Origin of the sequence: Paenibacillus sp. FSL H8-0175, assembly GCF_045040615.1 — a bacterium.
Taxonomy (GTDB): Bacteria; Bacillota; Bacilli; order Paenibacillales; family Paenibacillaceae; genus Paenibacillus_AQ; species Paenibacillus_AQ odorifer.
In genome coordinates, this window is record NZ_CP150299.1 from 549,794 (window position 1) to 576,098 (window position 26,305).

Here is a 26,305-nt window from a genome sequence, read left to right on the forward strand (position 1 = left end):
CCCGCTAACTGCGGGCTTTTGGGTTATTTTCGAATTATAATAAGGAATAGATATTAAGTATTTGAATATTCACTATTTTAGCGAGGTGGACAGGACAGAAGTGTATAAAGTGAATAGGCGAGATCGAACCAGAGCATTATGGCATTCTTTTAGTTATTGGTGGGGGCGAAGATCACTTCAGAGCCGTTTAATTGCAGCTTATGTTTTTATTGTTTTAGGTCCGTGTATGCTGGTTTCTGTCTACTCCTATAAAGCCATTAATAATACCTATCTCCGCGATGCCGTCGAGAAAAATGATTATTTGTCGCAAATGGAGAAGCTGCATATTCATAATCAGATCGAAGCGATGGAACGGGCGGCGCAAATGGCTTATTCTGATGCCGAAGTAGAAAAATTCTTAGCGAATGAAACCGAACCGCAGCTAGTAGATTTGGTTGATTTTAATACAAATGCTTATGTGAATATGACTCGTATTCAATTTAATAATCCGAATATTGAGCATTTAAGACTGTATTCGAGAAGTAATAAGGTGCATGAAATTTGGCCGATTATCTTTCGCGAAGAGCGGGTTTCTTCCACCCCATGGTTTCAGAAAGCGCTTCAATTGAAGGGGCAGGAATACTGGTCTTTTCAGAAAAATGATCCGGATTTGATGCAGAGATACTTGGGAGCACCGACGGAGAGTCTGCCAAAGGTTTCTTTGCTGCGTGAGAAGAGTCGGCCAGCAGACAATCATATCGGCATGGTGCAGGTGGATATGCTGCTTAGTCGATTTACACCCAAGACGTATACAGATGTACGGGATAATCAGACCCAGATGTTTCTTGTGGATAGTGAGCTGCAGCTTTTCACCAGGCCGGACAATTCTTTTTTGCAGGATAATCTAGAGATGGCTGATATGATTGCAGAACGGTATAAGCAGTTCCGGGAAACTGGCGAATGGGACAGTAATTACTCGGAGAATGGTAAATCGTTTTTGTTAATTAACACTCCGCTAGAACGAATTGATGCTTATTTGTTAAATGTAGTGTCAATGGAAGGAGTGATGAAGGATATCTCCCGCACGCGCAACTTAATCATTGGAGCCAATGTTGGTTTTATTACTTTACTAACGCTGATCGCTTATGTGACAAATGCCTTTATTCTAAAAAATCTGCGTAGATTGACCGAAACGATGAAAAAAGTGCGTAGAGGTGAAGCGTACACTGGAATAATGATTCGTGGTGGAGGGGAAGTCGGGGAGCTTGCCCATCATTTCTCCAAGCTGATGAACACCATCAATACGTTGGTGGCTCAGGCAGTGAGCAAGCAGGCGTTGTCTAAAGAGGCTGAGCTGCGTACGCTGCATAACCAGATTGACGCACATTTTTTGTATAATACGCTGGAAAATATAAAAATGCTGGCTGAAATTGAGAACCAGCGAACGATCTCGGACGCACTGACCTCGCTGGGTGGGATGATGCGCTATAATTTTAAATGGTCCGGAGAGTATGTGAAGCTGCGGGATGAAGTCCGCCACATTGAAAATTACATTGAAGTGATGAATATTCGTTTTGAATATCCGGTTAAGTTAGTGCTTCATATTGAACCTCGATATTTGGAGCTGGAGGTGCTGAAAATGTCACTGCAGCCTATTGTAGAGAACAGTGTTAAGCATGCTTGGTGCGACGAGAAAGAGAATTTACTGGACCCGAACATTCATATTCATATTTCGGAAACGGAAGGTGATATTTGCATAGAGCTTCGTGATAATGGCATCGGCTTAACTCCAGAGCGTTTGGTTGCTTTGAACGAGGCGATTTATGCGAAAGATGAGCGCTGTGAGAGTGCTTCAGAACAGAGGGATGTTGACCGCCGAACAGGTGGTATTGGACTGAGAAATGTACATCAGCGACTGCAAATCTTTTATGGTGATGAATATGGGCTTGTAGTACAGAGTGAAGCAGGGAGTTGGACGATGGTACGTCTGACCTTGCCGAAAGTTCTTTTGACAGGAGAAAAACAACTATGAAGAAGCTACTGATCATTGATGATGAAAAGAATATCCGTTACGGTCTCAAGACTATGATAGAAAGAGAATTTCCGTCCGTGTATACCATCACAATGGCGAGTAATGGCGCAGAGGGTTTCGAGATATTTAAGACCGAAGGTGCAGATATTATTATTACAGATATACGTATGCCAGTGATGGATGGAATTACACTGTTGGAGCAGATATCTAAGGTAACAAGTGGTGAGAAAAGCCCAGCAGTGCTCATCTTAAGCGGTTATGATGATTTCGAATATGCCAAAAGCGCGATTCGTTATCGCGTGAAGGATTACTTGCTGAAGCCGATTCGCCGAGATGAGTTGTTCGAAATTTTGAAGAATATCGATAAGGAACAGGAAGAACAGGATCTCAGCGCAAGGCAGCTGGAACAGGAAACGGAACACTTCCGCAGGGAACTGCGGTCCAGTCGTTTGCGGGGACTGCTAATGCAGCAGGAGGTTCCGCTGGAGCGTGAGCAGCAAGAGTGGCTAAGTGATCTACAAGCACCTTTTACAGTTGGTGTGTTGAATTACTATTACAATGACGGAACAAGAATGAAGTCGGGGGATGTTCAAGGACTGGCGGAACGATTGATCGGACCGCTTGAAAAGTTTTTCTCGGAAATCACAACGGATTGGGATGGCAAATTAGTCTTGATCGGGAGCAGAAAACAGGATTTTATAGAGCTGTTCAGACAAGCTGAAGCTAAGGAAATAAAGGGATTATCGATTGGGATTAGCAGCGAAGGAGGAAGTCTTGAGGACCTCCGTTCCTGTTATAAGGAAGCATGCCGGGCACTGCAATATACTTTTTTATATCCGCAAGTGAGTTTGTTGGATTATGGGGATGTTGGACAGGGACGGTCTAACTTTCCGTTACCTAAGGAAGAGCTTCGCAAGCTGCTCAATATGCTGGGAACAGAACGCGAGAAGGAGATGAAGCATCTTCTATCTGTGATTTTTCAAATTGAGCATTTGAAGGAACTGGACCTAGCTTATCTGGAGTCCGTGGGACAGAATGTAAACGAACTGGTGTTGGATGAAGTGTTTCGGGTACATGGCGAAGCCTCGGTAGAGGTATTGAAGCTGTATCGTACGGTAGGCAATATGTACAACTATCGTCATTTCCACGAATATTATCGTGCGCTGGAGAACTTACTCTTGAGTGTGAATGAATACATTGTAGGCGTAAGGTCTGCGCATACCGAGCATGCGGATATGGAAGAGGCACTGAGCTATATTGAAGCCAACTATGCCCGTCCACTGAATATGGCTATGGTCAGCAATCATGTATCCTTGAATTATTCTTATTTTAGCGAAGCCTTTAAGGCATATACCGGTGAGAATTTTGTTATCTATTTAAAAAAGGTCCGCATCCGTCATGCTAAAGAGCTATTGGCAAAAGGCTGCAGTAAGCTCGCAACAGTCTCAGAAGAAGTAGGCTTCGAGAACAGTAAACAATTTGCCCGTGTTTTTAAAGAGCTGGAGGGGATTTCCCCAGGTGATTATAGAGCGAAAATAGTATCCGAAGAGTGTGGAGGATATTGAAGATGCATTTAGAAGCGGCCCTCCTATATAATGGATTTGAGAAGATTTATTGGAGGAATGAAGGGTGGAAGAAATACAAGGCAATTTGATTACGGTTCAGACATTAGCAGCGGATTTTCGTCGACTGGGCGTTAAGGCGGGCATGACGATTTTATTGCATTCTTCTTTTAAATCGTTAGGCCAATGGGTAGCCGGGGGCCCGGTCGCTGTTATTTTGGCATTGGAGGAGGTCCTCGGAGAATCTGGCACGCTGGTAATGCCCACTCATTCCAGTGACCTGACTGATCCCGCAGGCTGGAGCAACCCACCGGTGCCGGAGGCGTGGTGGCAGAGTATCCGCGAGCAGATGCCGGCTTATGATCCAGACCTGACCCAGCTTAGAGGAATGGGGGTTATTCCGGACTGCTTCCGTAAACAAAAAGGAGTAAAACGCAGTGACCATCCGATTCATTCGTTTGCCGCTTGGGGCAAGCATAGAGACGAAATTATGTATGGTCATTCGCTTGAAATGGGTCTGGGGGAAGATTCTCCGCTGGCTCGGATTTACGATTTGGGCGGACATGTACTGTTGCTGGGTGTTGGCAATCTTAATAATACTTCTCTGCATCTTGCCGAATGCCGCGCATCTTATGCTGGCAAGAAGGAAACCCTTGGCGGGGCGCCCATTATGGTGGATGGAGTTAGGCAGTGGGTGGAATTTAAGGAGCTGGATTGGGATTCTGACGATTTCGTTCAGCTGGCAGATCAGTTTGGACAAGAGACGGGACTTATTACATATGGACAGGTTGCTTCCGCAACCGCTCAATTGATTCCGCAACGGGAAATCGTAGATTATGCAGTGAACTGGATGGAACAGAACAGGAAGTAAAACCTCATTGGATAGGGGAAACGGAAGGAGAAGCTGGCATGAGTACAACAACGATATTTTTAACCCGGCATGGTCAAACGGAATGGAACGTGCAGCATCGGATGCAGGGACATATGGATTCTGAACTGACGGCTCTTGGTGTGCAACAGGCAGAATGGCTGAGCCGGGGAATGCGCACTGAACAGCTGGATGTCATCTATGCAAGCCCCAGCCCAAGGGCGCTGCGCACAGCTGAAATTATTCGAGGAGAGCGGAGTACTCCGCTTAAGACCTCTGAGGCGTTCAAAGAGATTGGCATGGGGGTATGGGAAGGCCGTGATTCTACTGAGCTGGAGAGCGAGTATTCGGAGCAGCATCGCAATTTCTGGCAAGACCCTGAGCAGTTTAAAGTGGAGGGTAGTGAGACCTTTGCAGAGGTGCAGGCACGGGCGCTGGGCAAGCTTCAGGAAATTCTCATTGCCCATCAGGGTGAGACCATTCTTATCGTCACACATACAGTAGTGATTAAGCTGTTAATGGCCTATTTTGAGGGCAGAGCGTTGCCTAAGCTCTGGGATCTGCCTTACATTTATCCGACCTGCTTATGCAGGGTTGATTTTACGGATGGTGTGCCGGAAATCCTGCTGCATGGGGATACGAGCCATTACGAAGAGAGTGAAGCTGGGATGGAATCATAACACTTCCTACAGATCAGATTGGGTTTATAAAAAAAGGCGGTTCCTCGGGTGCATTACGCACTCGAAGAACCGCCTTTTTGACTTCAGAGCTGGAGATCAGCTTTTGCTAGTTGATAAACTGGAGAGATTTCAATGTCTTCTCCAGCATCGTAACCGCTTCGGCACGAGTTGCCAGCTTCTGTGGAGCAAAGGATCCATCTGTTGCTCCTTGGATAATTCCCTCAGCAGCGATTTCTGCTACTGCTGCTTGGGACCAAGCTGGAATGCTTGCTGCGTCACTGAATTTAGCCAGTGCTGCAGGGTCGGCATTTAAGGTTTTCCCTGTGTACTTAATAGCTTTCGCTAATACCGAGGCCATTTCCTGACGAGTGATTGGGCTACCCGGCTTAAAGCTACCATCGGTATAACCGGAAATCAATCCGGCTTCTGCTGCGGTGCGAATAGCATCAGCATACCAAGCACTTGGGTTTACATCTTTAAATGTGGTCTCACCATTAGCTATCGCAAGTCCCAGAGAACGCGTAATTATTGCCGCGAACTCAGCACGTGTGATCGACTGTGAAGGAGAGAACGTATCGTTGCTTGTTCCGCTGACGATTAGTTTGGTAGCTAAGAGATCAATGGATGATTTAGCCCAGTGTCCGTTAGTATCTGCGAACGTTTTGGAAGACTTAACAACGGTGTAGTAGCTGTTGCTGTTCCGTTTAATCGTAACGTCCGTTGTTCCATCTGCTTTAGGAACAAAGATAGCAGGCACGAAGGAGATCTTACCTGAAGCAGGATCGAAGACCACTGCCGTTGCGTTATTTGAATTTAAGACGGCAGGTACATTGATCGTGCGCTTCACGTAAGTGCTGCCGAAATTGTTCAACTGCACACTCTTAGTTCCGGCTTGTGCTGAAACGCTGAATTCGATTACTGGAGCAGCTAAAGTAGCATTACCTAGCTGTGAGGCTATAGCTTGGTTTGTGCTGCTTAGTGTTCCCGAATTCGCTACTAGAATGGATACCGTAATTGTAAAGTCGCTGGTGCCTAATTGAGCGGCAAGTGCTGCGCTGTTTACAACACGGAGTGGCAAGGAATAAGAAGCACCATCCGTAGTAAAGGTAAGAACTGTGTTAGGTTGTGCTGCTGCTTGTTTTACAAGCACACTGCCTGGAAGCACTACTTGAGCGCCGCCTGTAGTGGCTTTAACCGGAATAACCAGCTCTTGGCTACCCGTTGGCAGTTCAGCAAGTTGTTTGGTTAGATCAGCAGCATCAATTGTTGTTACTTGTGCTGAAGCAATTGGAGCCACAGTTGGAGCAACAGTTGGTGATGGTGTAGCTGTTGGTACTGTTGGAGCCGATGTTGGTACTGATGTTGGTACTGAAGTTGGTACTGAAGTTGGATCTGGTGTTGGTACTGGTGTTGGGTCTGGTGTCGGAGTTGGATTTGTCTCCGGCAGTGGTGCACCTTTTAGATCAACAATCCGGCCTTCAACGGCGGAAGTGTTCGCAGTGACCGTTCCAACCTTCTGCAGATACTTCGTAAATACATCAAAGTCCGGTAGGTACAGCAGATTCACGCGGCCTTCTTTATAGGCCTTTTCAAGTGAAGTATAGAAATCTCCACCCTTAGCTGTGAAAGCATTAGTAGCTACTTCATAAGATGCTTTTAGATCTAGAGGAACGTATTTATCCCCGTTTTTCACTTCAATACGCAATACACGTTCGTTCACAGGTTTCGTAGAGTCGTAATAGAATTTCAACCCTGCAACGTGTGGGAAACGTCCGTCTGCTGCCGGCGTTTTGGAAACCCCGTTCTCCATAGCATCCTTAATTTCTTGTCCAGTCAAAGTGATCGTAACCAGATCGTTGTTGAATGGAAGTACACCGAGTACTTCGCCTTGTGTGATCGGTCCTTCGTTGATGGATTCGCGAATACCGCCGCCGTTTTGCAAGGCGATTACGGCATTAGTGCCCGCTTTTTGAGCTGCATAAAGCATGCCATCGGCAATCAGGTTACCAAGATTAGTTTCCTTTGTGCGCACATTATCACGAACTCCGTTTAGAACAACCTCTGAATTTCCTACTACCTCATTGGTTAGTTCTTGAATACCCGGCTTATACTCGGTATCCAGGATCTTTTTAGCTTCAGGATCCTCTGCGATAACGTAGTTAGTACCGTTTTTAGCATCGATGGAGATTAATTGGTCTTTCCAATCGGTCAGTACGCCATCTTTGTTAAATTTAACTTCAAGTTGGCCAAGGAAAAGACCTTTTTCACCAGTTTGTACAATTAGCTTCGGTGCTTTTGGATCGGTGTTATCAACAACGGCTTGATTCAGTTGCGTGTGGCTGTGACCCCCAACGATAATATCAATGCCGTTAACGGCTTTGGCTAGCTTGAGATCTTCTTCATAGCCAAGGTGAGAGAGAACAATGATCTTGTTAACTTTCTCTTTTTCAAGCATAGCGACCGTTGCTTCCGCTTTAGCGAAGGCATTCTCAAAGGTCACTTTACCTGGTGAAGCAATGTTCGCCGTATCTTCTGTCGTCAGACCCATGATACCGACCTGTTGGCCGTCTACTTCTTTGATCAGCGCAGGGTAGATGGTTCCAGCATTACCTGACCGGCCGATTTCATTGGTGAACATTTTACTAAGAATATCATCCGCTGAGAAGTTCACATTGGAGGAGACAAATGGGAACTTTGCGTTGCCGATGAATTTGGACAGTACATCTGAATCTTTATCAAACTCATGATTACCGAAAGTCATAGCATCATATTTAACCAGATTCATAAAGGCCAGATCTGCTTGACCCAGATACTTATTGAAGTAAAGCGTTCCGGAGAACACATCACCTGCGTCTACAAGAATAGGATTCTCTGTAGTCGCCTTGGCATCTTTGATTGCTGTTACACGGCGCAAGATGTTGTTTGGTGAGCTGACAGTATCTAATCCTGCATGTGTATCATTGGTGTGCAGAATGGTTAGTGGGAAGTCTTCAGCAGTATTAAAATCAATCTGTGCCAAAACCGCATCATGATCGGATACCCGACCGTTCGATGGTGAGAAGTCGGCATTTAGATGAACGACATCTACTTTAGAAGAAGCCGTTAGATTTTTACTGACAAGAATATGATCTAGCACTTGAGAGTTTCCGTCATAGGTGTACGTATACTGCTCATTTAAAGGCAATGTATCGATCAAATTATCTAGTTCTGTACCTTTTAAGAGGGTTGCAGTTTTAGTAAATTGGAAATCATTCAAATCGCCAAGAGCTACGATGTTGGCTTTAGGATTTGCAGTCAGAACCTCTTTGACAAATCCGTTTACGACCGCCGCGATTTTATGGCGTTGTGTTTCACTGGACAATACAGGGGGCTGAACATTTCCGAAAGGACCGGTATCGCCGCCTTTTGAATTGAAATGGTTAGCGATCACAATTACTGTTTCGCCACCGAATACGAACTGTGCAGCAAGGGGTTTACGTGAACTTGCAAAGGCAGAGTTTGTTGGATCAATTCGTCCTGGATTGTAGGTCAATTGATCTGCCGCTGCGTTATATCCAACGGATTGTGTAGCTGTACCTTTTTGTCCGCTCACACTGTCTGCAAGCTGTACTCTTGCTGGATTGTACAGGAATCCTACGCGAATGTTTCCGCCTGGGGCACCGCCATCCATATTGTTCTCCGGAGCGATGTCTGTGTATTTATATACAGGACCGCCAGCGGTTTTAATGGCTTTAATCAGTTCGGCTGCACTTGCTTCAGTGATACCATTATTGGCTTCACCATTGCTGTCCTGCATTTCGACAACGCCGATAATGTCAGGTTTTTTCATATTGTTTGTGATGGAGTCGGCTAGTTTCTGGATTTTTGTTGCTCCGACACCCGGGTAGAAGTTTTCAATGTTGTACGATGCGATCAACAACTTACTATCATTGACTTCAAGATTAGTTGTTTCTTGCTTAAAGGTACTTGGAGTGATGGCTGGAAGCTTACCGTTTTCCGGAATCACTTTGAAGTTACCGTTGTTGTATCCGATGACGCCAGTTACATCTCCCGCGAACTTATCTCCGGTGATGACTTCTTGACCCGGATTTCCGTAAGCAATGATGAGGCGCTGAGGATTGTATTGGTTGTATTCTTTGAGAACTAATCCACCAGCTGGTGTGATGACATCAGGTGTTTCATTTTCTACTCTTGTAGGGATGTTATACAGCATGGAATTTCCGCTACCACTTGTCCAGTAAGGACTGATAATCGTAGGGGTAGGGAGCTTGACGAGCATACCTTCTAACGATTCGTAGAAATCAATTGCATCTTCATTAGGCTCAAAATTAGCCATGCCGTCATTGTCAATTATGGAAGACGGAATGGCTCTCCCGCCTTTACCAAGTACGACAGGCTCTGGCACAGTATAACTTGAAGAGGAGTCTACTTTTATTGAAGTCATAGTAATTTGAGTAGAGGTTAAATTACTTGCGTTACCTTCGTTGTATTCGGAAACAGCTCCACTAACTTGGACTAAATCTCCAATTTGAGGCTTAAGGGATGAATTAGTGCTGTATACAAAAATACCTTCCGAAGTGTTTACATTATCGTCTGGCTGAGGGTCTTGCATAAAGAAACCTCTATAAGCGCCAGTGGCGAAGGTGTACCCATATTGGGTAACGATGCCTTCTACATCGGAAACGTTCTGACCTGCATACTCAGAAGTATGAGATTCTCCTTGAATATCATGTATACGAGGGAGTTCAGATGCTTTATATGCAAAGGTATAAACCTTACTTGTCTTGCCATCTGCTACGACAATTGCATGGATGGTAAGATCTTGATTAACTGTAATCGGATCTGAATAAAGCTTACTTGCTGTTGTTGGTTCAGTTCCGTTGGTCGTGTAGTAAATCTGTGCTCCAAGAGTAGGGCTGGATAGGGTCACAGAACTTCCTTTGATGATGCGACCTGCGCCAGGGCTGGCCATAACGGAAAAAGTTTCTTCCACCAAAGCATTTTCATTAAGTGGAATGAATTGATAAGTCGTACTATATTGCTCGATAACCCCAGTGATATTGTCAAAGGTTTTACCCTTAACTAGTTTAGGCAGGGTTGAAAAAATTGTGAATTGTTGTCCACCTTGGCTAGCAGTCACCGTGCTGCCATTTACATTGTCTATGGTCACATTATTCATAGTTACCAGCTGAGCTTCGTGGCTTTCGCCGTTCGCGGCAGACAAGTCGGTTGCTGTAATCAATTTTGGTGCAGGCACCCCAACATTTTGTGCAGCTACATTGTATTGAAGTCCACTTTGGAATTTGATTTCTTGCAGGTTGCTGTAGATATCCATTGTGCCGCTTACTTCAACACGATCTCCAACGTTTGCGAACTCTGGGAAACCATAAAGTACGATCCCGCCGGATTCATCCTGAATATACATTTTTGCTGCATTAATGTGAGTTACGATACCTTCTGTTAAAATATTCTGACCTTTACTAGCAAGGCGTGCTGTTGCAACATCTGTTTTGGCCAGAATGGTGTAATCAAAAGTCGATATAGGGCTGTCTGGCATATTTGGTTCTGAAGCATACGCTTTAATCGTAGTGTCCTCAGTTAAGGTAATAGGCCCTGTGTAAGGTTGGAAATTAGTTGAACCACCTGATCCATAAACAGCTGCATAGACGGATGCTCCAACCGTTGGAGAATTCAAAGATATTTCTGTACCAGCCGGCCAGGCATTAGGGGCTGGTAAAGCTACTGCGGAACTAGCAGTTTCCGGTAATTCAGGTAACGTACCGTAGGTGCTGTTCCGTGGACTTGGTGCTTGGACAACAAAATCCGTAGAGTTGTTATCCGTATCTAGACCGCGGCTATCAGCCGGTGCACCAGCCGCAGCTTTACGGATAGCGGCTGTCGTATTGGAGAGAGCAGCGGTCGCACTTCCCTCGACATTTGTAGCTGTTCCGTAGCCAACTAAATCAATTGTTGTACCTGATTTATCAACGAGGTCGACTTTGCCGTTTGTACCACTCATAGCAAGGATTCCCTTGCTAACATCAGGAGTAGGCAAGTCGGTAGTTCCTCCCGTTCCAGCGGCCTCCTCAATAAGGAAGTATCCATTTGCCGGGATGGTTCCATTTAAGTCTGTTCCGCTACTAAAGGTTCCGGCAGCTGAGGTATAGCGAACTTTCCATCCAGTCAAATCTACTGGATGATTTGTAGGATTGTATAATTCAATAAAATCATTTTTAAATTCCGCTCCGCCGTTTCCACCACCACCATAGACCTGCGAGATAACAATATTGCTATTATCCGGTGCTGCCTCGGCGGTCTGGACAGCTGGTAACACACTGCCGGCAACCATTAACATTGCCAGTCCAGTAGCGAACCATTTCCTTACTCTTGAAGAAATAATCATTTGGATAAGTCATTCTCCCCTCGAATCTTTTATTTACAACCTATTAAATCTTAGCATTCAAATGTAAAATGAAAGGTTGTCTTTCATGAATATAAATTAAAGTTTGCATCAATTAAATCTAAAAATTGAAATGTTGTGATTTTAGTATAAAAACAGTGCATAAATACAATATTAATTATAAATTTAGTATTTTTATGGTTAATAGATCACCGATATTTTAATTTTATGTTATATATATTGTTGAATTTATTATGGATTACGACAAATTTATTCTAGAGTTTTATTAATTTTTACATAGGGAAAACAATTGAGATTAGAATTATATAGAATGTATCGGAACAAAAATAATGCCCCTCCAGCTTCTTATCGAGAAGTGGAAGGGCATTATTAATTTTAAATCTACTTGGACAACACATCACTGCTGGTACGGAAGCTCAAGCCGTTCAATTCCATCCATATATTTACGCAGTGCCTGCGGAATGTAAATGGATCCATCCTCCAGTTGATGATTCTCCAGCAGCGGAATTAGGATCCTTGGTGTAGCCACTGCGGTGTTGTTTAGGGTGTGGCAGTATTGCAGCTTACCGTCGGCATCCCGGTAACGAATGCCCGAACGACGAGCTTGGAAATCGAGCAGGTTGGAAGCCGAGTGTGTCTCTCCGTATGCCTCTCTGCTTGGCATCCAAGTCTCGATGTCATACTGCTTATGTGTCTTCAGGGACATATCTCCTGTGCAGACAGACATGATCCGATAGGGAAGTTCCAAGAGCTGTAGAATATGCTCTGCATTCGCAAGAATCTCCTGCAGCATGCCCTCTGATACGCCCTCATCATTCCGACATAAGATAACTTGTTCAATTTTTGAGAATTGATGAACACGGTACAGACCACGCACGTCTCGTCCCGCCGATCCTACCTCACGGCGGAAGCAGGCCGACATTCCGGCGAGTCGCATTGGCGAATCCAGTTCGACAATCTCATCGCTATACAGCGAGACAAGCGACACCTCCGATGTGCCTACCAGCCAACGATTGTCTCCGTTTAGCTCATAGGTCTGATCCATCCCGCCGGGGAAGAAGCCCGTACGTTCCAGCGCTTCCGGACGGACAATCACGGGAACATCCATCACCGTGAACCCGCGGGCAGTTAGTACATCAATGGCCAGCCGCTGTACAGCGAGATGTAACAACAACCCTGCATCCTTCAGCACATAGCTGCGTGGGCCGCCTGCTTTGACGCCACGGGGGATATCGATGATATTGTGGAGCTCGCCTAGTTCTACATGATCACGCGGTTTAAAGCCGAATTCCGGCAACGTTCCGGTTCGTCGCAGTTCTACATTATCTTTATCATCATGGCCAATCGGTGTATCCTGCGATACAGGGTTTGGTGCGAGCAGCATGAGTTCTCCACAGCGGCGGTCTGCCTCAGTTAGTTCTGCCTCATAGAGATTCAGGCGGTTGTTCAGTTCTCTTACTTGTTCTTTAACTGCTTCTCCTGCCACGCTGTCACCCTGTCGTAAAAGTCGTTCAACCTCTTTGGTCAGCCCGTTACGCTGGGCTCTCAACTGTTCCGTATCTTGGCGCAATTCGCGCCGTTTCTCATCCCATTCCAGCAGTTCATCCAGTGGGAAGTCGACTCTTTTCCAAGCCGTAATGTTTCTTACAAGTTCCTGATTGTCTTTGATCCAGTTCATATCCAGCATACCGTTTCGCTCCTTTTTGGTTAAAAAAACGCAAAAAACGCCCTCATCCATGGGACGAGGAGCGTCAGCTCGCGGTGCCACCCAGGTTGATCGAATCTCCTTAACTGCAGGAACAATCCGACCCTCTTTGGTCTTCGCGATAACGGGCGAAACCCGGTGAACTTAGGGAGTTGTTGTAGACTCCGGTCGCAGACGCCTCACGGTTGGATGCCGATCATTGGCCTGATTGTTGGATTTAATATTGTTGCTTAGTATAACGTAAGAGTGGGAGGAGCGCAAGTGGTTATGGTTTGACAAAAATATCAATTCTACGTTAGGATTAGTATTAATTTAAAGTAATTTTGTCGGGATAATAAATAAAGCAGTGTGAGCTGCTTAAGTGGGATGGAAGAGGTGGAAAAGTGGCTAAAATTGTTGTGATTAACGGAACGCCTTCCCTGGTATCGCGTATCAATGCAGCTATAGAATATGCGGAGGCCAGCTTAACCAATCAGGGCTTCGAGGTTGAGCGTATTAACGTAGCAGAACTACCAGCGGAGGATTTGATTCACACTAAGTTTGAAAGTGAGTCTATCGTCAAAGCCAATGGCCTTGTAGCGGAAGCTGATGCGGTAATTGTGGTTAGCCCGGTTTATAAAGCTTCTTATACAGGCGTGTTGAAGACCTTTTTAGATCTGGTTCCACAAAAGGGATTGGCCGGAAAAGTTGTACTCCCGCTGTTCATGGGCGGCAGTCTTGCACATCTGCTCACAATTGATTACGCATTGAAACCTGTGTTGTCTGTACTGGGCGCGCGTTACATTCTTGGCGGCGTCTATGCCGTGGATTCTCAAGTGGTTCGTAATGATCAGGGAGTGGTAGAGCTTGCTGAGGAGCTGAAGCTGCGCCTGAACGATGCATTAGATGAGCTTGCAGAAGAAACTACACATCGTGTGGAACGCAAGGCATAAGACTAAGTAGCAAGCCTTCTGTGCTTAGTGCTAATAACAAACGTATAAGCGTCTCTTTCATCCCTGATACCAGGGGAGAGGGGCGCTTTTTGCATTATATAAGCTATAGCAAAAAGGCCATCTCACTAAGAAAGTAGAGAATGGCCTCTTTTTTATATAGGGGTTATTATATATCCGGTCTTACAAATCGTCGAATCCGTTATCGTCGCCAACCTTACCATAGTTGCGGGACTTAGCTTCGAAGAAGTCAGTTTTGGTAGCATTAAGCGCATCATCGGAGAAAGGTTTGATCCAAGGCATACAGTTAACGTCAACACCTTGATAAGCTTTTTCCATACCCATCAAAGTCAGACGTTTGTTCGCTGTATATTTAATGTAGTCGCTAAGCTCGTTAAGATCAATACCACGCACGTTAGTAAGTGTGTAATAAGCCCAGTTGGTTTCGAGCTCTACCGCGCGGTCGATGGTACGGTATACGTAATCCATGTTTTCTTTGGTGTTCAGCTCAGGGAAGTCTACAAGCAGCTGCTTAAATACTTCTGCGAAGAAGTAGCAGTGCTGATTCTCGTCACGTTGAATATAAGAGATCATTTGGCTGGTTGCCATCATCTTCTGGTCACGGGCCAGATTGTAGAAGAAGGCGAAAGTGCTGTAGAAGAAAATTCCTTCCAAGATGAGATCTGCTACCAGCGCATGGAAAAAGGTCTGTCTCGTAGGGTTATCACGGAACTCTTGATAAATATCAGAGATAAACTGATTGCGTTCCAGCAGGACAGGGTCTTTTTTCCAATATTCAAAAATTTCCTTCTGCTCACTCTCCGACACGATAGAGGATAGAACATAGGAATAGGATTGGTTATGCACCACTTCTTGCTGCCCGATAATAGCGGAGATAGCTTCCAAAGAGGAATCGGTGAAATAACGCTTCACGTCGCTCACGAACATCGTCTGCATCGAATCCAGCACAGCGAGTAGGGAGATATTAATCTTAAATACGCGTTGTTCCTCGGCATCCAGCATCGGGAATTGTTGCGCATCCTTGGACATTGGAATTTCATCCGCGATCCAGTGATTAAGCAGCAGCACCTTATACAGCTTGTACATATGAGGCATGCGAATATCGTTCCAGTTCAGAATACCTGAGCATTCACCGTCGATAATGCGTGTGGATTGGTTAGGTGCTTCAGTATTAAAAATCTTTTGTAATTGCATTTCTTATCCCTCCATTTTTTGCGCTGGTAATCTTTCTTGGTGTCTTGTTCATAGAAAGACGGTGATGGAGTAACGGAGAGGAAGTTTGGAGCTTTAGGAGCGTCAGCGTTCGCCCGAAAGCTTTCCGTAGGAAAGCTCGCATCGAAAGCATATGCTGTCATCGGATGTCATCCGCTAATAGCGGTAAAGATCAAGACCTCTGATGACAACAGCGGCCGGAAGCCCAAACATTCCTCGCAGTTACGAAATTCATCATCGTTTTTCTATTTAGGGCACTAAGATAATTAGCTAGCGCAAGATTCACACTCTTCTATAGTCAAAGCACGGCTACGCACATAATAAGTTGATTTCAAGCCGCCCTTCCAGGCATTCAGATGCAGTTCCAGGAACTCGGTAGCCTTGATGTCAGGACGGACATACAGGTTGAAGCTTTGGCCTTGATCGACGTGACGCTGGCGAGCAGAAGCCATGCGGATCGACCAGTTTTGGTCAATCGTAAATGCTGTCTTATAGTACCAGATCGTTTTGTCGGACAGATCCGGTGCTGGGTTAGCAATCTTATAAGTTGTTTTTTCTTCATAGGAAAGCAGTTCATACAGTGGATCAATGCTGGCGGTGGAGCCGGCAATAATCGATGTAGATCCATTCGGCGCAATGGCGAACATCCAAGCGTTACGTACGCCGTCCTTAGCTACTTCTTCTTGCAGCTCGCGCCATTGCTCAGTCGTTACATATTTACCTTCTTGCTCACCGCTAACATAACCGCGGGAAGTGAAGTATGCGCCAGTCTCCCAATCGGATCCAGCAAATTTCGGATAACGGCCTTTTTCACGGGCAAGCTCCATGCTCGAACGAACCAACAGGTAGTTGATATGTTCATATAAATGATTGTTATATTCTACGGCTTCATCGGATTCCCAACGAATGCCCTTGAGTGCCAATAGGTGATGCAGGCCGAATGTGCCGAGACCTACTGCGCGGTACTGGCTGTTCGTGTATTGTGCCTGCAGAACTTCAATATTATTAATGTCGATTACGTTATCAAGCATACGAACTTGGATCGGAACAAGTCTTTCTAATACGCCAGCTGGAATCGCCCGTGCTAAGTGAATCGAATTCAGATTGCAGACTACGAAGTCGCCAGGGATTTTGGAAATAACGATCCGGGTCTGGCCATCTTTAGTTACTAATTCTTCTTGCTCAATAACTGTTGCAGACTGATTCTGCATAATTTCTGTACACAGGTTGGAGGAGAAAACCATACCTTGATGACGGTTTGGGTTGGTCCGGTTCACGGTATCGCGGTAGAACATGTACGGTGTACCCGTCTCTAGCTGTGATTTCATAATCCGTTTCATGATGTCGATCGCAGGAACAGTGATCCGGGATAATTCCAGGTTCGCTGTAGCCTCAGCATATTTTTCACGGAAAGTACCTTTGCCAAGCTCTTCATCGTAGAAATCTTCCAATCCTAGTGGACGGCCATTTTTATCTGTCCAGCCCATGACCTTTTTCACCTCATGAGGGCAGAAGAGGTTCCAATGGCTGCGCGATTCTACAGCTTCCATGAACAGGTCAGGTAGGGAGACGCCATGGAACACGTCATGTGCACGCATGCGCTCGTCACCGTTGTTCAGCTTAAGATCGAGGAAAGCGAGAATATCTTTATGGAATACATCAAGATAAACAGCTACAGCACCTTTACGTGTGCCCAACTGGTCTACACTGACTGCTGTATTGTTCAACTGGCGAATCCAAGGGATTACGCCGGAGCTTGTGTTCTTGTGGCCACGGATATCCGAACCACGTGCTCGTACTTTTCCGAGGTAAACGCCGATGCCGCCACCCATTTTGCTTAGACGTGCTACGTCTGTATTGGAGTCAAAGATACCCTCTAGGGAATCGTCTACAGTATCAATAAAGCAGCTGGATAGTTGTCCAGCGACCTTTTTGCCGGCATTGGACATTGTAGGTGTAGCAGCAGTCATATAGATGTTGCTCATAGCCCAATAAGCTTCTTTTACAAGCTCAAGACGTTTCTCAGCTGGCTCACGGTGCATCAGGTACATAGCAATAATCATATAACGTTCTTGTGGAAGCTCCATTACACGGCCGTCAAAATCATGCGCCAAATAACGGTCGGATAGCGTAAGCAGACCGATATAGTCAAACAAAAGGTCGCGTGTATAATCGATACACCCGCCTAGTTCGATAATTTGTTCTTTGGTGTAATGACTTAGAAGTTCTTCGCGATAGATTCCTTTTTTCACGAGATCCGTAATTAGTGGATACAATTCACCGTAAGGCTCTTCTGGATAAGCTTTGTAGCGGCGATGGACGGCAGCTTTTTTATAAAGGGTAGTCAGAAGGGCGCGGGCAGCTGCGAACTTCCAGTTAGGCTCTTCTTTTGTTACAAGCTCTAGAGCGCTCATGGTGAAGGCGTTGCTGATTTCTTCTCCGCTTACCGAGTCACGACGCAGTTTGGAATTCACTCCACGCAGCAAAGTTTCTTTATTTAGTTGATCGAGACCTTCCAGAATACGGTCAGCGTAGACGGAAAGACGGTTCTCATCAAAAGCCAGTTGGCGATTATCCGGTTTTACTACGAATTGCGGCATGGTTAGTTCATCCCTTCTTATTTCAAATTAATTTTCAATATCAAAAATTGATATATTATAGCGCAGCAGGCTGCCACAGAAAGACCTCCGAGCCGTTCATGCTGGCCGGAATGTCGATAATGCGTTGGTTGGAGCTTCCCCGGTAGAGAAGCGTAGTATCTTTCAGTTCTTCTACAAATCTTCCATCTATTAACACCTGACACTGTTTAAGTAGATTCCACTCCGGCGTACCGGGAAGGGCTGTAAGTTCTTCGTACGTATAACCACTGTAAATCCAGATTGAGAACCCTGGCAGTACAGTGCGAAGCTCATGAATGAACCCCAGCAACTCTTCTGCTGAGAAAAAAGGATCGCCGCCTGCCAGTGTCAGACCATCCAGCAAAGGGTTAGCGGCGATTTCTGCGATGATTTCATGTTGTCGTTCTAAGGTGAAGACTTCTCCATATTTAAAGTTCCATGTCTCGGGATTAAAACATCCCGGGCAACGATGGCGGCAGCCGCTGAGAAAGAGGACGGCCCGCATGCCCTCTCCCTCGTTAATCGACTCCGGATAGTAACCGCAAATATTCATAGATGCTTAACGCGATCCCGAACTTCAGCTTGTTTGGCGGCATTAAAGCGGGTCTGATAGTCGCCGGTTAAATAACCTGTAACTCTGCGCAAACGGCGGATGTGCACGTCATTCTCATTTGCGTTGCAGGAAGGACAGTTTGTCCCAATTACGCCTTCGTATCCACAGCTGGAGCAGCGGTCAATCGGATGGTTAATGCTGAAATAACTGACCTGTTGTTCGAGCGCATATTTAATGATTTTGATAAAAGCCGATGGGTTGTTGCGGGCATTGCCGTTTAATTCGACATAAGAAATAGCCCCGGCATTGCAGTATTCATGGAAAGGAGCTTCCAAGCTGATCTTCTGAGCAGCACCCAGATCGAAGTATACAGGGATGTGAAAAGAGTTCGTATAATATTCACGGTCGGTTACGCCCGGAATGGAACCCAGTACCTTGCGGTCAACTTTGGTGAATTTACCGGACAAACCTTCTGCTGGAGTAGCGAACAGGGTGATGTTAAGATCCAGTTCCTCACTTTTCCGATCGCAATAGTCCCGCATATGACGCACGATAGCCAGCGCCTTGGCATGAACTTCCATATCCTCGCCATGGTGTTTGCCGTACATAGCTTTCATACATTCCGCCATACCGATGAAGCCAAGAGACAGACTGCCATGCTTCAGCAGATCGCCTACAGTGTCATCGGGTGCAAGATGTTCGCCGCCTTCCCAAACGCCTTCTCGCATCATGAAATCGGAAGCTTTAGCTTTTTGTGCGGTTTGGATGTGGAAGCGATGGAGAAGTCCTTCCAGCGCAATATCCATATAATGATTTAGATCTTCATAGAAGCCAGCTTCGTCTGCGACGGTACGTCTGCCTGTTACTGTGCCGTGTGCCAGACCTAGCCGAACCAGATTTAGTGTATTAAAGGAAAGGTTGCCCTTCCCAGAGCAATGATTACGCCCAAAACGGTCACCGAGCACTCGGGTTCGGCAGCCCATTGTAGCGAACTCCGTATCAGGATCACTTGAATCATAATACTGCAAGTTGAGCGGAGCGTCCAGATTAGCGAAGTTTGGATATAGTCTGCGCGCAGAACATTCAGCTGCTTTTAGGAACAGTTCATAGTTAGGATCGCCTTGCTGTTGATTGATTCCTTGCTTGCATTTGAAGATTTGAATCGGGAACACTGGTGTTTCTCCGCTGCCAAGTCCGTTCATAGTTGCGGTTAGCAGAGAACTGATCACAAGCTGACCTTCTGGTGAAGTACAAGTACCGTAGTTGATGCTGGTAAACGGTATTTGTCCACCGGATCGGCTGGACATGGTATTCAGATTATGTACCATACTTTCAGCCGCTTGCAGAGTTTCGATTTCGGTTTCCTTTAGTGCAAAACGGAACGCCCTTGGATATAACTCCGCCAGATCGGTCCGGCTCATCGTAATCTCGCCCAAAGATTCATCAGCTTGTCCTTCTTCAAAATAATCCAGACCCTTGCGGAACAGCTTGGCGAAGGATTTGGTTACATAAGGTGCCAGATCATAGTCGAGTTTATTGGCGGATACACCACCATATTGAGCATTTTGCTGGGATTGGAAAATAATCGCTACCAGAGACATAGCTGTCATTATTGAGTTCGGAGGACGAACGCTGCCGTTGCCGGTATTGAAACCTTCACGGAGAAGTTTATCAAACGGGATGAAAATACAGTTCGTCGTTCCAATCGCGTATTGATCCAGATCATGCACATAGACGACATTGTCATCAATAGCCTGCACTAGCTGTGGCGGCATCGTAAAATTGCGGGCGTACCATTTTGAATATTCACTGCCGAACTTGCTCATTTTACCGGAGAAACTCTCTCCATTCAAATTGGCATTCTCGCGCAATAGGTCCATATCCCGACTGTCGATAATATCCCGGCCTAAATCAATGAGCTCTTCTAAAAGAACTTCCCGTGCATTTTCTACTCCATTAAATTGTCTCTCCAACAACGTCATTGTACAGCTCTCCTCTCAGTATAAAAGAAAAACATCTATCATCAAATCCATATATCCATAAGAAGTTGGACTGCTATAAGCAGTCGTATATTTGTTCAGATTACATAAAAAAAGCATCCCCTACCCGAGGATGGCAGAAAATGCCCGATGCGTTATGTAAATATCCACACGGATATTTGCAGAGGTCTCTACGTAGATGACCGCATGCGGACACCATCCCTGTTCCTCGCAGGCATCAATAGTTGGTGTCGTCGAAACAGGTAGGTCTCCTGGCTTCCGTGGGATCTCTCGGCGCCTTCCCAAGGGTGTTCCTAACCCTCAGTGGCATTTGCCGGGAGATGTGGATTCTCAAGCTTCCCAGAAGCTTAAGAAGGCCATCCGGTTACAGTGGCGGGACCGCAGCGGATTCTCACCGCGCTTCCCTATTAAGCTCTAAATCCGGTTAAGGATCAAAGCGCCTGTCTCCACTATATTTTGTTGTCGTTAGATAAAAATAACCCAAGATGTTGTGTTTGTAAACAGTTTTTTAGAAAACCCGCGCGGGGAGCGGGTTCTTCAAAAGTACTCCACAAATGATCCACAGGCTGTCTATAAGTAATCCACAATTGATCCACAGGGAGATGCGAAATGATTCATAAATTGTCCGAAAAGATGCCACAAAGAGTCCATAAATATAGTGCAGATGACCCTAGAATTTGCTCATGAGAAAATACTCTTAGCCCAAAGTCATATTTTGGAGTAATCAGAAGAAATAGAAGAGATAAGGGAGGATAATCTTGCTTAGTTTGTGACAGAGCGGTGGAATTGTTACAATGGAAGGAGACAGCTACTATAAAATTTCGAGGAGGTATTCTCATGCCTATCGCTGAAGTTACAGTTATTCCAATTGGAACAGGCAGTACCAGTCTTAGCAGCTATGTTGCGGATATGCAGCGGGTGCTGAAGACAGTAGAAGGGATTACTTATGAACTTACGTCTATGGGTACGATCATCGAAGGGCCTCTGCAACGCATTTTTGCCGCGGTAGAAGCTTTGCATGAGTCTCCTTTTGCCGCAGGTGCAGAACGTGTCTCTACTTCACTTAAAATAGACGACCGCCGCGATAAACCCTCTACTAGCCGTGGAAAGTTAGAGTCTGTGGAGCGTAAGCTACAGGTGGATTAGCAGTTTAGGAGGGCGGAAAACAGGGAGAAATAGGCTTGCGTTTCTGGCTGAAAGTTGTATAATATTTTTTGTTTGACAGAAAAACAGCGTTAAGCTGGTGTAGCTCAGGGGTAGAGCAACGCACTCGTAATGCGTAGGCCGGGGGTTCAATTCCCTTCACCAGCATCCTTACAAAGTCGATAGTGGCGCGTGTTCCCGGGTTTTTGGAACTGCGCCTTTTTTTTGTACAAGCATCAACTTCTAACATTCTTCTAACCTTTAGTCGATTAAAGTGGGTGTCTCGTCAATTTTCTCCACTTCTTTTCGGGTTCCTAGAATAGAATCTCCGATACATCGGGGCACCGCTTCCTGCAGATTGGGGAGAACATGTGAATAAGTATCCAGAGTGATATTTATTGATGAATGGCCTAATCTTTCCTGAAGTCGAATATGATGGACAGCCCCTGCTGTTCCCTGTTCTTCTGGAGAAACGTATCAAGGAAGATAAGACATGGCGCGAAATCGGTAATGAAAACGGTATGACTAGTGGTCACTGTCGAGCAGATGGAAGGCGTGTCGCAAGCTGACAGCAATCAGAATGAAGGATGTGGCGGAGGTGCAGCATAAGCTGCTTTTCTCTTGCGGGGGCAGATCGGTTAGATGGTAATTACTATAAAAATAAAAAAGACACCACAAGGTGTCTTAGTACAGATACTTTTCGCTCGAATTTCACGAGCTCGTCAGTGAACTGAGTTCATAAGCAAGACTGGCTACGGCTAACAGATGAAGAGATAAAGTAATATCAATGTTAAAATGTGCGGTAATATTAATTTTCATAGATAACCACGCTCCTAAAGTATAAATACACATAAAGAAAACTTTATAAAGCGCTTGGCCTGCCATCATCAGTGCCAGGTAGCCATCCTGTACAGACGCCTTAGCGTTTCGACAATAACATTATACTTAATATTTTGTGTTTTGCCAAAAAAAGGACCCCCAATTCTTGGTCGGGGTGGCGGTTCTGTGTGGTTTCTCAGCGCTTTGGAATCATGATGGTCATTGAGGCTCCACGCACGCGGCTGCAGAATGATCAAATGGAAGTTACGTTTCGGTGTTCATATCTGCTGCATGCTCTGAAATTGATTATCCAAATAACGGGCAGCAAGTTCAGAAGGTTAACGGATTTTTTATTGATACAGGTTGAATTTAATGTTTGATACTGTTGTTATGCTAACGGGAAAGGATAGTTTAATAAAGGAGTTACTTAAGACTGGAATAATGAGCAATGTGACAATTATGTCATTCTGAATTGAATATTGTTAGGTTAATCGATGGGGAAGTTTACTTGTCTCCCTTATACTGGAAATTAAATGATTTTATTTCCGAAAGGGGACAATGCACTGATGACTGATGTAATTAAAGCAATAATACTTGGCATAATAGAGGGCTTAACTGAATTTTTACCAGTATCATCTACTGGACATCTTATTCTAGCAGGCGATTTGCTTAGCTTTGAGGGAGATGCTGCAATAACTTTTAAAATTGTTATTCAGTTGGGTGCAGTGATGGCAGTTTTAATTCTTTATTGGAGAAGGTATTTGGAGATTGGGGTTAATATGATTAGAATGGATTTTTCCAAAAGCAAAGGATTAAATGTCATTCATATGATTTTGGCTATGTTACCAGCATTAACCCTATATCTTCTCTTCAAGGACACAATAAAAAGCCAATTATTTGGCCCAACCCCTGTTTTGATAGGTCTAGTTGTTGGTGGCGTGTTGATGATCATTGCAGCGCGGAATAGGCGGACTGAAACCGCTGATACTATCGATGGGATTAATTATAAACAGGCTTTCGGAATTGGTCTGTTTCAATGCTTGGCGTTATGGCCGGGATTTTCGAGATCAGGTTCGACGATTTCAGGTGGCCTGTTGCTTGGCACTAGCCAAAAAGCCGCTGCAGATTTTACATTCCTTATTTCTGTGCCTGTTATGTTTGGTGCAAGCTTGTTGGATTTGTACGATAGTCGTGATTTGCTGAGTTCTGACGATTTGCTTCTAATGTTAATTGGCTTTGCGACATCCTTTCTTGTGGCAATGATTGCAGTAGTGACGTTCATCAAACTGATTAAGAGACTTCGATTGGAGTGGTTTGCTCTATACCGGTTTGTTTTAGCAGCTCTCTTCTATTTAATTGTCATACAGTAATTGGATTAGTCAATATGAACATCATGGGAAAGAAGCTTTTAAAAAGGCTATACATCATATCCTGCACAGATTTAACTAGAGGTTAAAACAAGGGGAAATCACCAAACAAGACAAAGCTCAAGTAGTCTATGAACTAAGGAATGAATTTTCGGTGTAAGCACTTCTACAGCTAGCCATTATCCCTCGTTTGTTTCTTCTACCATTAATATCACAAAGTGATTATACAAGTGTTTGGGAATATGAAAATCCCCACCAGTTTAAGGTGGGGATTTTGCTTACCAAGTATTATAGTTCGACTGATACTTAACATGTTTGTTCTCATAGCTCTCATTTGGGTAATCACGTCTGACAGACTGCAAGTAGCCTGAAATTGCAAATGCTGCAATAAGCCCTCCTATAATTCCTGTGATTAAGCTGAATGTTGAAAATCCGAATGTGGCAACTACTCCAATGGAAGACAATGCTACAAGCAATAGACTGAATATTTTCATCTTTATACACACCTTCATTTTGTATATATAGTAATTTGGAAATTAAGATTGATACGTTACCTTGTTTGATCGGTTTCGATAAAAATAATAAAAATTCAGCAAATCTTTAGACGGGCTTCATACTTATTTAAGCTAAGAGGATTATAGTAATTACATAACCCCCTTATAATATAGATCTAGACCCTGCCGGAAGTTGGTGGGGTCACTTTTTTGCACAGAGTAATTTTATAAATATGGTTGCCCAATATAGAAGAGAAACAAGAAATATAAAATGTAGAGAATGGGTAGCTTTATTTTTAATTTCTTGCAGGAATTTTTGAATTTTTCTGAGGTCTTGGACAGATTCTTCATCACATATCCATAAATGAGGAATTGTCCAATAACAAAGAAAATGAGCTTAAGGGGAAAGTTGCCCATTTTTATCTCAGTGAAAATAATAGTGAATGTGACACTCACAAAGGTTAGTGATACAACTTTTAAAAACTGTTCATAACGATCTTGTGGTTCTTTGATAGGATCCTGCTGCCCCCATTTTCTCTCATCAATTTCTGTCATGGTAAACCTCCAATCTACTGAATGTTATTAGTATTTCACCAGATTGAGATGCTTTTTGAACAGGGAGAATTAATTGGGAAACCATTATGAGTATAGTTGTCTGTTGCATCTTGTTGAAGGCTTACTTGTTGTGGAGATAGTACACTTGAATTTGATTGATTTGCTGATGCGAAAGGAGCAATTGCGGTAGTCAATAAAGCGATTGATAAAACTACGATTAGTTTTTTCATACTTTGATAATCCTCACATATGAAGTGTTTACTTACATGGATAATAGTAAATTTAATGGTTAATGATGTATATGAGCTATAAGATCGATTTGAAAAATGAGATGTTTTGTAAGTTTTTATAAATAAACGTCGAATATTATAATAAGAGAGTTTTATTGGTGTAGATGACCTAGGACTAATTAATTGTGATGAATTTTAAAAATACGAAACCCGCCGATGCATGTCTCGCGGGTTTGTGCTGATCCTGTATCTTCAAGTAGATCCTTCGTGTTATTAGGTACATTGCCAACAACTGTAGGGACTTTATAAGCTCCTATAGTTGTTACATGGTAAGGTTTCAGTAATTCCAACAAAGAGTAAATTCCCAAATGCTTGGGATTATGCCCACTGGCTTCGGTAGGTGAGCTTTTTTTTGTTTACAGAATGTTCCAGAATTATTATATTCAGATTATGTAAATGTTTCGTCCGGAAGAGATTATTCATAGTATATGTTCGGAAGGGTATTTCTGCTTCAGGAATTCCCGTAACAGAGATGTTGAGAGTATATAATGTTCCATATTATATACTCTGATTTCTCCTTAAATCTACACAAAGAAGCGCCGTCCCTTTGGAGACGCCGCTTCTTTATAGTAGATTCTATTCTTTTTGCTCAATTCTTGATTTTGGTGATCTTTTTGGCGGTAACTTGTGCAGGGAATGAATCATCACTTACTTCAAAAAACACTTTAATCTCATCGCCTTTTTTATATTTAGAAGGTGCAACTTTATTTACCCAAATGGCTTGAGAGTACTCATTAGATTCGAGAATTTCCTTGTATTCCTTGTTCAAGTCTTCTTCTTTTAATTCAGAAATTACTAAAATTCTTTTATTTTCTACATCTATTGTGTGTACAATTCCTTTCAAAACTTCATTATTCTTACTACAGGCGGTGACGAATAATAAAAAAACAAAAATAAGAGTCCATTTAATAGTAGTACGTGGTTTTTGAATCATGGACCTTCCCCTCCAGTGGTTACGACATTAGTTTAAAATCGGTTGCACAGGCATAGCATTTAGTACATTACCAATATAAGAATAAACAGCAGCCTTTCCATTATGACGACCTTTATTGATTCT

Annotated in this window: 17 protein-coding genes, 1 tRNA gene and 1 riboswitch; of the genes, 9 read left to right on the forward strand and 9 right to left on the reverse strand. The window is 44.2% G+C overall.

Annotated features, from left to right (window positions below; all coding sequences use genetic code 11):
• The first annotated feature begins 226 nt into the window (after window positions 1–226).
• The 4 genes from MHH46_RS02450 to MHH46_RS02465 all read left to right on the forward strand — a co-directional run bounded on the left by MHH46_RS02450 (window position 227) and on the right by MHH46_RS02465 (window position 5,121).
• The gene (locus tag MHH46_RS02450) at window positions 227–2,011 is read left to right on the forward strand and encodes a sensor histidine kinase (RefSeq protein ID WP_405132557.1); all 1,785 of its coding nucleotides are present in this window, start codon (window positions 227–229) and stop codon (window positions 2,009–2,011) included.
• Window positions 2,008–3,576 carry a response regulator gene (locus tag MHH46_RS02455; RefSeq protein WP_076192772.1) on the forward strand — a complete coding sequence of 523 codons (1,569 nt, stop codon included), beginning with the start codon at window positions 2,008–2,010 and terminating at the stop codon, window positions 3,574–3,576. Before MHH46_RS02450 ends, MHH46_RS02455 begins: the two co-directional genes overlap by 4 nt.
• A 64-nt stretch (window positions 3,577–3,640) precedes the next feature.
• Complete coding sequence (locus tag MHH46_RS02460) at window positions 3,641–4,444, forward strand: aminoglycoside N(3)-acetyltransferase (protein WP_036682594.1); 804 nt, start codon at window positions 3,641–3,643, stop codon at window positions 4,442–4,444.
• A 38-nt stretch (window positions 4,445–4,482) separates the two neighbouring features.
• Window positions 4,483–5,121, forward strand: a complete 639-nt coding sequence (locus MHH46_RS02465) for a histidine phosphatase family protein (protein WP_076124544.1) — start codon at window positions 4,483–4,485, stop codon at window positions 5,119–5,121.
• A 106-nt stretch (window positions 5,122–5,227) separates the two neighbouring features.
• On the opposite strand, the gene MHH46_RS02470 is transcribed toward MHH46_RS02465, so the two are convergent.
• Entirely contained in the window at window positions 5,228–11,524 is a 6,297-nt protein-coding gene (locus tag MHH46_RS02470; protein WP_076192774.1) for a 5'-nucleotidase C-terminal domain-containing protein, read from the reverse strand.
• A 415-nt stretch (window positions 11,525–11,939) separates the two neighbouring features.
• Window positions 11,940–13,229, reverse strand: a complete 1,290-nt coding sequence (gene serS / locus MHH46_RS02475) for a serine--tRNA ligase (RefSeq protein ID WP_076192777.1) — start codon at window positions 13,227–13,229, stop codon at window positions 11,940–11,942.
• A gap of 401 nt (window positions 13,230–13,630) precedes the next feature.
• On the opposite strand from serS, the gene ssuE reads away from it, so the two are divergent.
• Window positions 13,631–14,179 carry an NADPH-dependent FMN reductase gene (ssuE, locus tag MHH46_RS02480; RefSeq protein ID WP_076192779.1) on the forward strand — a complete coding sequence of 183 codons (549 nt, stop codon included), beginning with the start codon at window positions 13,631–13,633 and terminating at the stop codon, window positions 14,177–14,179.
• Window positions 14,180–14,359: 180 nt separating this feature from the next.
• Here the strand turns inward: ssuE and MHH46_RS02485 are convergent, their stop codons facing one another.
• The 4 genes from MHH46_RS02485 to MHH46_RS02500 form a co-directional block, all read right to left on the reverse strand.
• Window positions 14,360–15,391 carry a ribonucleotide-diphosphate reductase subunit beta gene (locus MHH46_RS02485; RefSeq protein ID WP_036682584.1) on the reverse strand — a complete coding sequence of 344 codons (1,032 nt, stop codon included), beginning with the start codon at window positions 15,389–15,391 and terminating at the stop codon, window positions 14,360–14,362.
• Window positions 15,392–15,675: 284 nt separating this feature from the next.
• A complete protein-coding gene (locus MHH46_RS02490; RefSeq protein WP_076142084.1) occupies window positions 15,676–18,009 on the reverse strand; it encodes a ribonucleoside-diphosphate reductase subunit alpha in 2,334 nt (777 codons plus the stop codon).
• A 55-nt stretch (window positions 18,010–18,064) separates the two neighbouring features.
• Window positions 18,065–18,580 carry an anaerobic ribonucleoside-triphosphate reductase activating protein gene (nrdG, locus tag MHH46_RS02495; RefSeq protein ID WP_076124537.1) on the reverse strand — a complete coding sequence of 172 codons (516 nt, stop codon included), beginning with the start codon at window positions 18,578–18,580 and terminating at the stop codon, window positions 18,065–18,067.
• A complete protein-coding gene (locus MHH46_RS02500) occupies window positions 18,577–20,562 on the reverse strand; it encodes an anaerobic ribonucleoside triphosphate reductase (protein ID WP_076192782.1) in 1,986 nt (661 codons plus the stop codon). The genes nrdG and MHH46_RS02500 overlap by 4 nt, the downstream gene beginning before the upstream one ends.
• 241 nt (window positions 20,563–20,803) lie before the next feature.
• A riboswitch (cobalamin riboswitch) is annotated at window positions 20,804–21,039 on the reverse strand.
• Between the two features lie 378 nt (window positions 21,040–21,417).
• Between MHH46_RS02500 and MHH46_RS02505 the strand changes: the two genes are divergently transcribed.
• From MHH46_RS02505 to MHH46_RS02520, 4 genes are all read left to right on the forward strand, one after another.
• Window positions 21,418–21,726: an MTH1187 family thiamine-binding protein gene (locus MHH46_RS02505; protein WP_036682575.1), complete on the forward strand. Its 309-nt coding sequence runs from the start codon at window positions 21,418–21,420 to the stop codon at window positions 21,724–21,726.
• Window positions 21,727–21,819: 93 nt separating this feature from the next.
• Window positions 21,820–21,891: transfer RNA gene (locus MHH46_RS02510), tRNA-Thr, on the forward strand.
• Between the two features lie 233 nt (window positions 21,892–22,124).
• Window positions 22,125–22,292: a hypothetical protein gene (locus tag MHH46_RS02515; protein ID WP_175618960.1), complete on the forward strand. Its 168-nt coding sequence runs from the start codon at window positions 22,125–22,127 to the stop codon at window positions 22,290–22,292.
• An 816-nt stretch (window positions 22,293–23,108) separates the two neighbouring features.
• Window positions 23,109–23,912 (forward strand): undecaprenyl-diphosphate phosphatase, encoded by an 804-nt coding sequence (locus MHH46_RS02520; protein ID WP_076192788.1) that lies wholly within the window; start codon window positions 23,109–23,111, stop codon window positions 23,910–23,912.
• Between the two features lie 275 nt (window positions 23,913–24,187).
• Here the strand turns inward: MHH46_RS02520 and MHH46_RS02525 are convergent, their stop codons facing one another.
• From MHH46_RS02525 to MHH46_RS02535, 3 genes are all read right to left on the reverse strand, one after another.
• On the reverse strand, window positions 24,188–24,403 hold the full coding sequence (locus tag MHH46_RS02525; RefSeq protein ID WP_076124528.1) for a hypothetical protein: 216 nt from the start codon (window positions 24,401–24,403) through the stop codon (window positions 24,188–24,190).
• Window positions 24,404–24,628: 225 nt separating this feature from the next.
• Complete coding sequence (locus MHH46_RS02530; protein ID WP_076124526.1) at window positions 24,629–24,958, reverse strand: hypothetical protein; 330 nt, start codon at window positions 24,956–24,958, stop codon at window positions 24,629–24,631.
• An 879-nt stretch (window positions 24,959–25,837) separates the two neighbouring features.
• Window positions 25,838–26,182, reverse strand: a complete 345-nt coding sequence (locus MHH46_RS02535) for a DUF3221 domain-containing protein (RefSeq protein WP_076142087.1) — start codon at window positions 26,180–26,182, stop codon at window positions 25,838–25,840.
• Window positions 26,183–26,305: the final 123 nt, after the last annotated feature.

What these genes read in the sequence shown, in the direction of transcription:
- MHH46_RS02465 (WP_076124544.1), top strand. Translation starts at nt 4,483, where the DNA reads ATGAGTACAACAACGATATTTTTAACCCGGCATGGTCAAACGGAATGG.
- MHH46_RS02450 (WP_405132557.1), top strand. Translation starts at nt 227, where the DNA reads ATGCTGGTTTCTGTCTACTCCTATAAAGCCATTAATAATACCTATCTC.
- serS (WP_076192777.1), bottom strand. Translation starts at nt 13,229, where the DNA reads ATGCTGGATATGAACTGGATCAAAGACAATCAGGAACTTGTAAGAAAC.
- MHH46_RS02500 (WP_076192782.1), bottom strand. Translation starts at nt 20,562, where the DNA reads ATGACGTTGTTGGAGAGACAATTTAATGGAGTAGAAAATGCACGGGAA.
- MHH46_RS02470 (WP_076192774.1), bottom strand. Translation starts at nt 11,524, where the DNA reads ATGATTATTTCTTCAAGAGTAAGGAAATGGTTCGCTACTGGACTGGCA.
- MHH46_RS02530 (WP_076124526.1), bottom strand. Translation starts at nt 24,958, where the DNA reads ATGACAGAAATTGATGAGAGAAAATGGGGGCAGCAGGATCCTATCAAA.
- MHH46_RS02515 (WP_175618960.1), top strand. Translation starts at nt 22,125, where the DNA reads ATGAATGGCCTAATCTTTCCTGAAGTCGAATATGATGGACAGCCCCTG.
- MHH46_RS02490 (WP_076142084.1), bottom strand. Translation starts at nt 18,009, where the DNA reads ATGCCGCAATTCGTAGTAAAACCGGATAATCGCCAACTGGCTTTTGAT.
- MHH46_RS02505 (WP_036682575.1), top strand. Translation starts at nt 21,418, where the DNA reads ATGCCTATCGCTGAAGTTACAGTTATTCCAATTGGAACAGGCAGTACC.
- MHH46_RS02535 (WP_076142087.1), bottom strand. Translation starts at nt 26,182, where the DNA reads ATGATTCAAAAACCACGTACTACTATTAAATGGACTCTTATTTTTGTT.
- MHH46_RS02485 (WP_036682584.1), bottom strand. Translation starts at nt 15,391, where the DNA reads ATGCAATTACAAAAGATTTTTAATACTGAAGCACCTAACCAATCCACA.
- MHH46_RS02520 (WP_076192788.1), top strand. Translation starts at nt 23,109, where the DNA reads ATGACTGATGTAATTAAAGCAATAATACTTGGCATAATAGAGGGCTTA.
- MHH46_RS02455 (WP_076192772.1), top strand. Translation starts at nt 2,008, where the DNA reads ATGAAGAAGCTACTGATCATTGATGATGAAAAGAATATCCGTTACGGT.
- MHH46_RS02525 (WP_076124528.1), bottom strand. Translation starts at nt 24,403, where the DNA reads ATGAAAATATTCAGTCTATTGCTTGTAGCATTGTCTTCCATTGGAGTA.
- nrdG (WP_076124537.1), bottom strand. Translation starts at nt 18,580, where the DNA reads ATGAATATTTGCGGTTACTATCCGGAGTCGATTAACGAGGGAGAGGGC.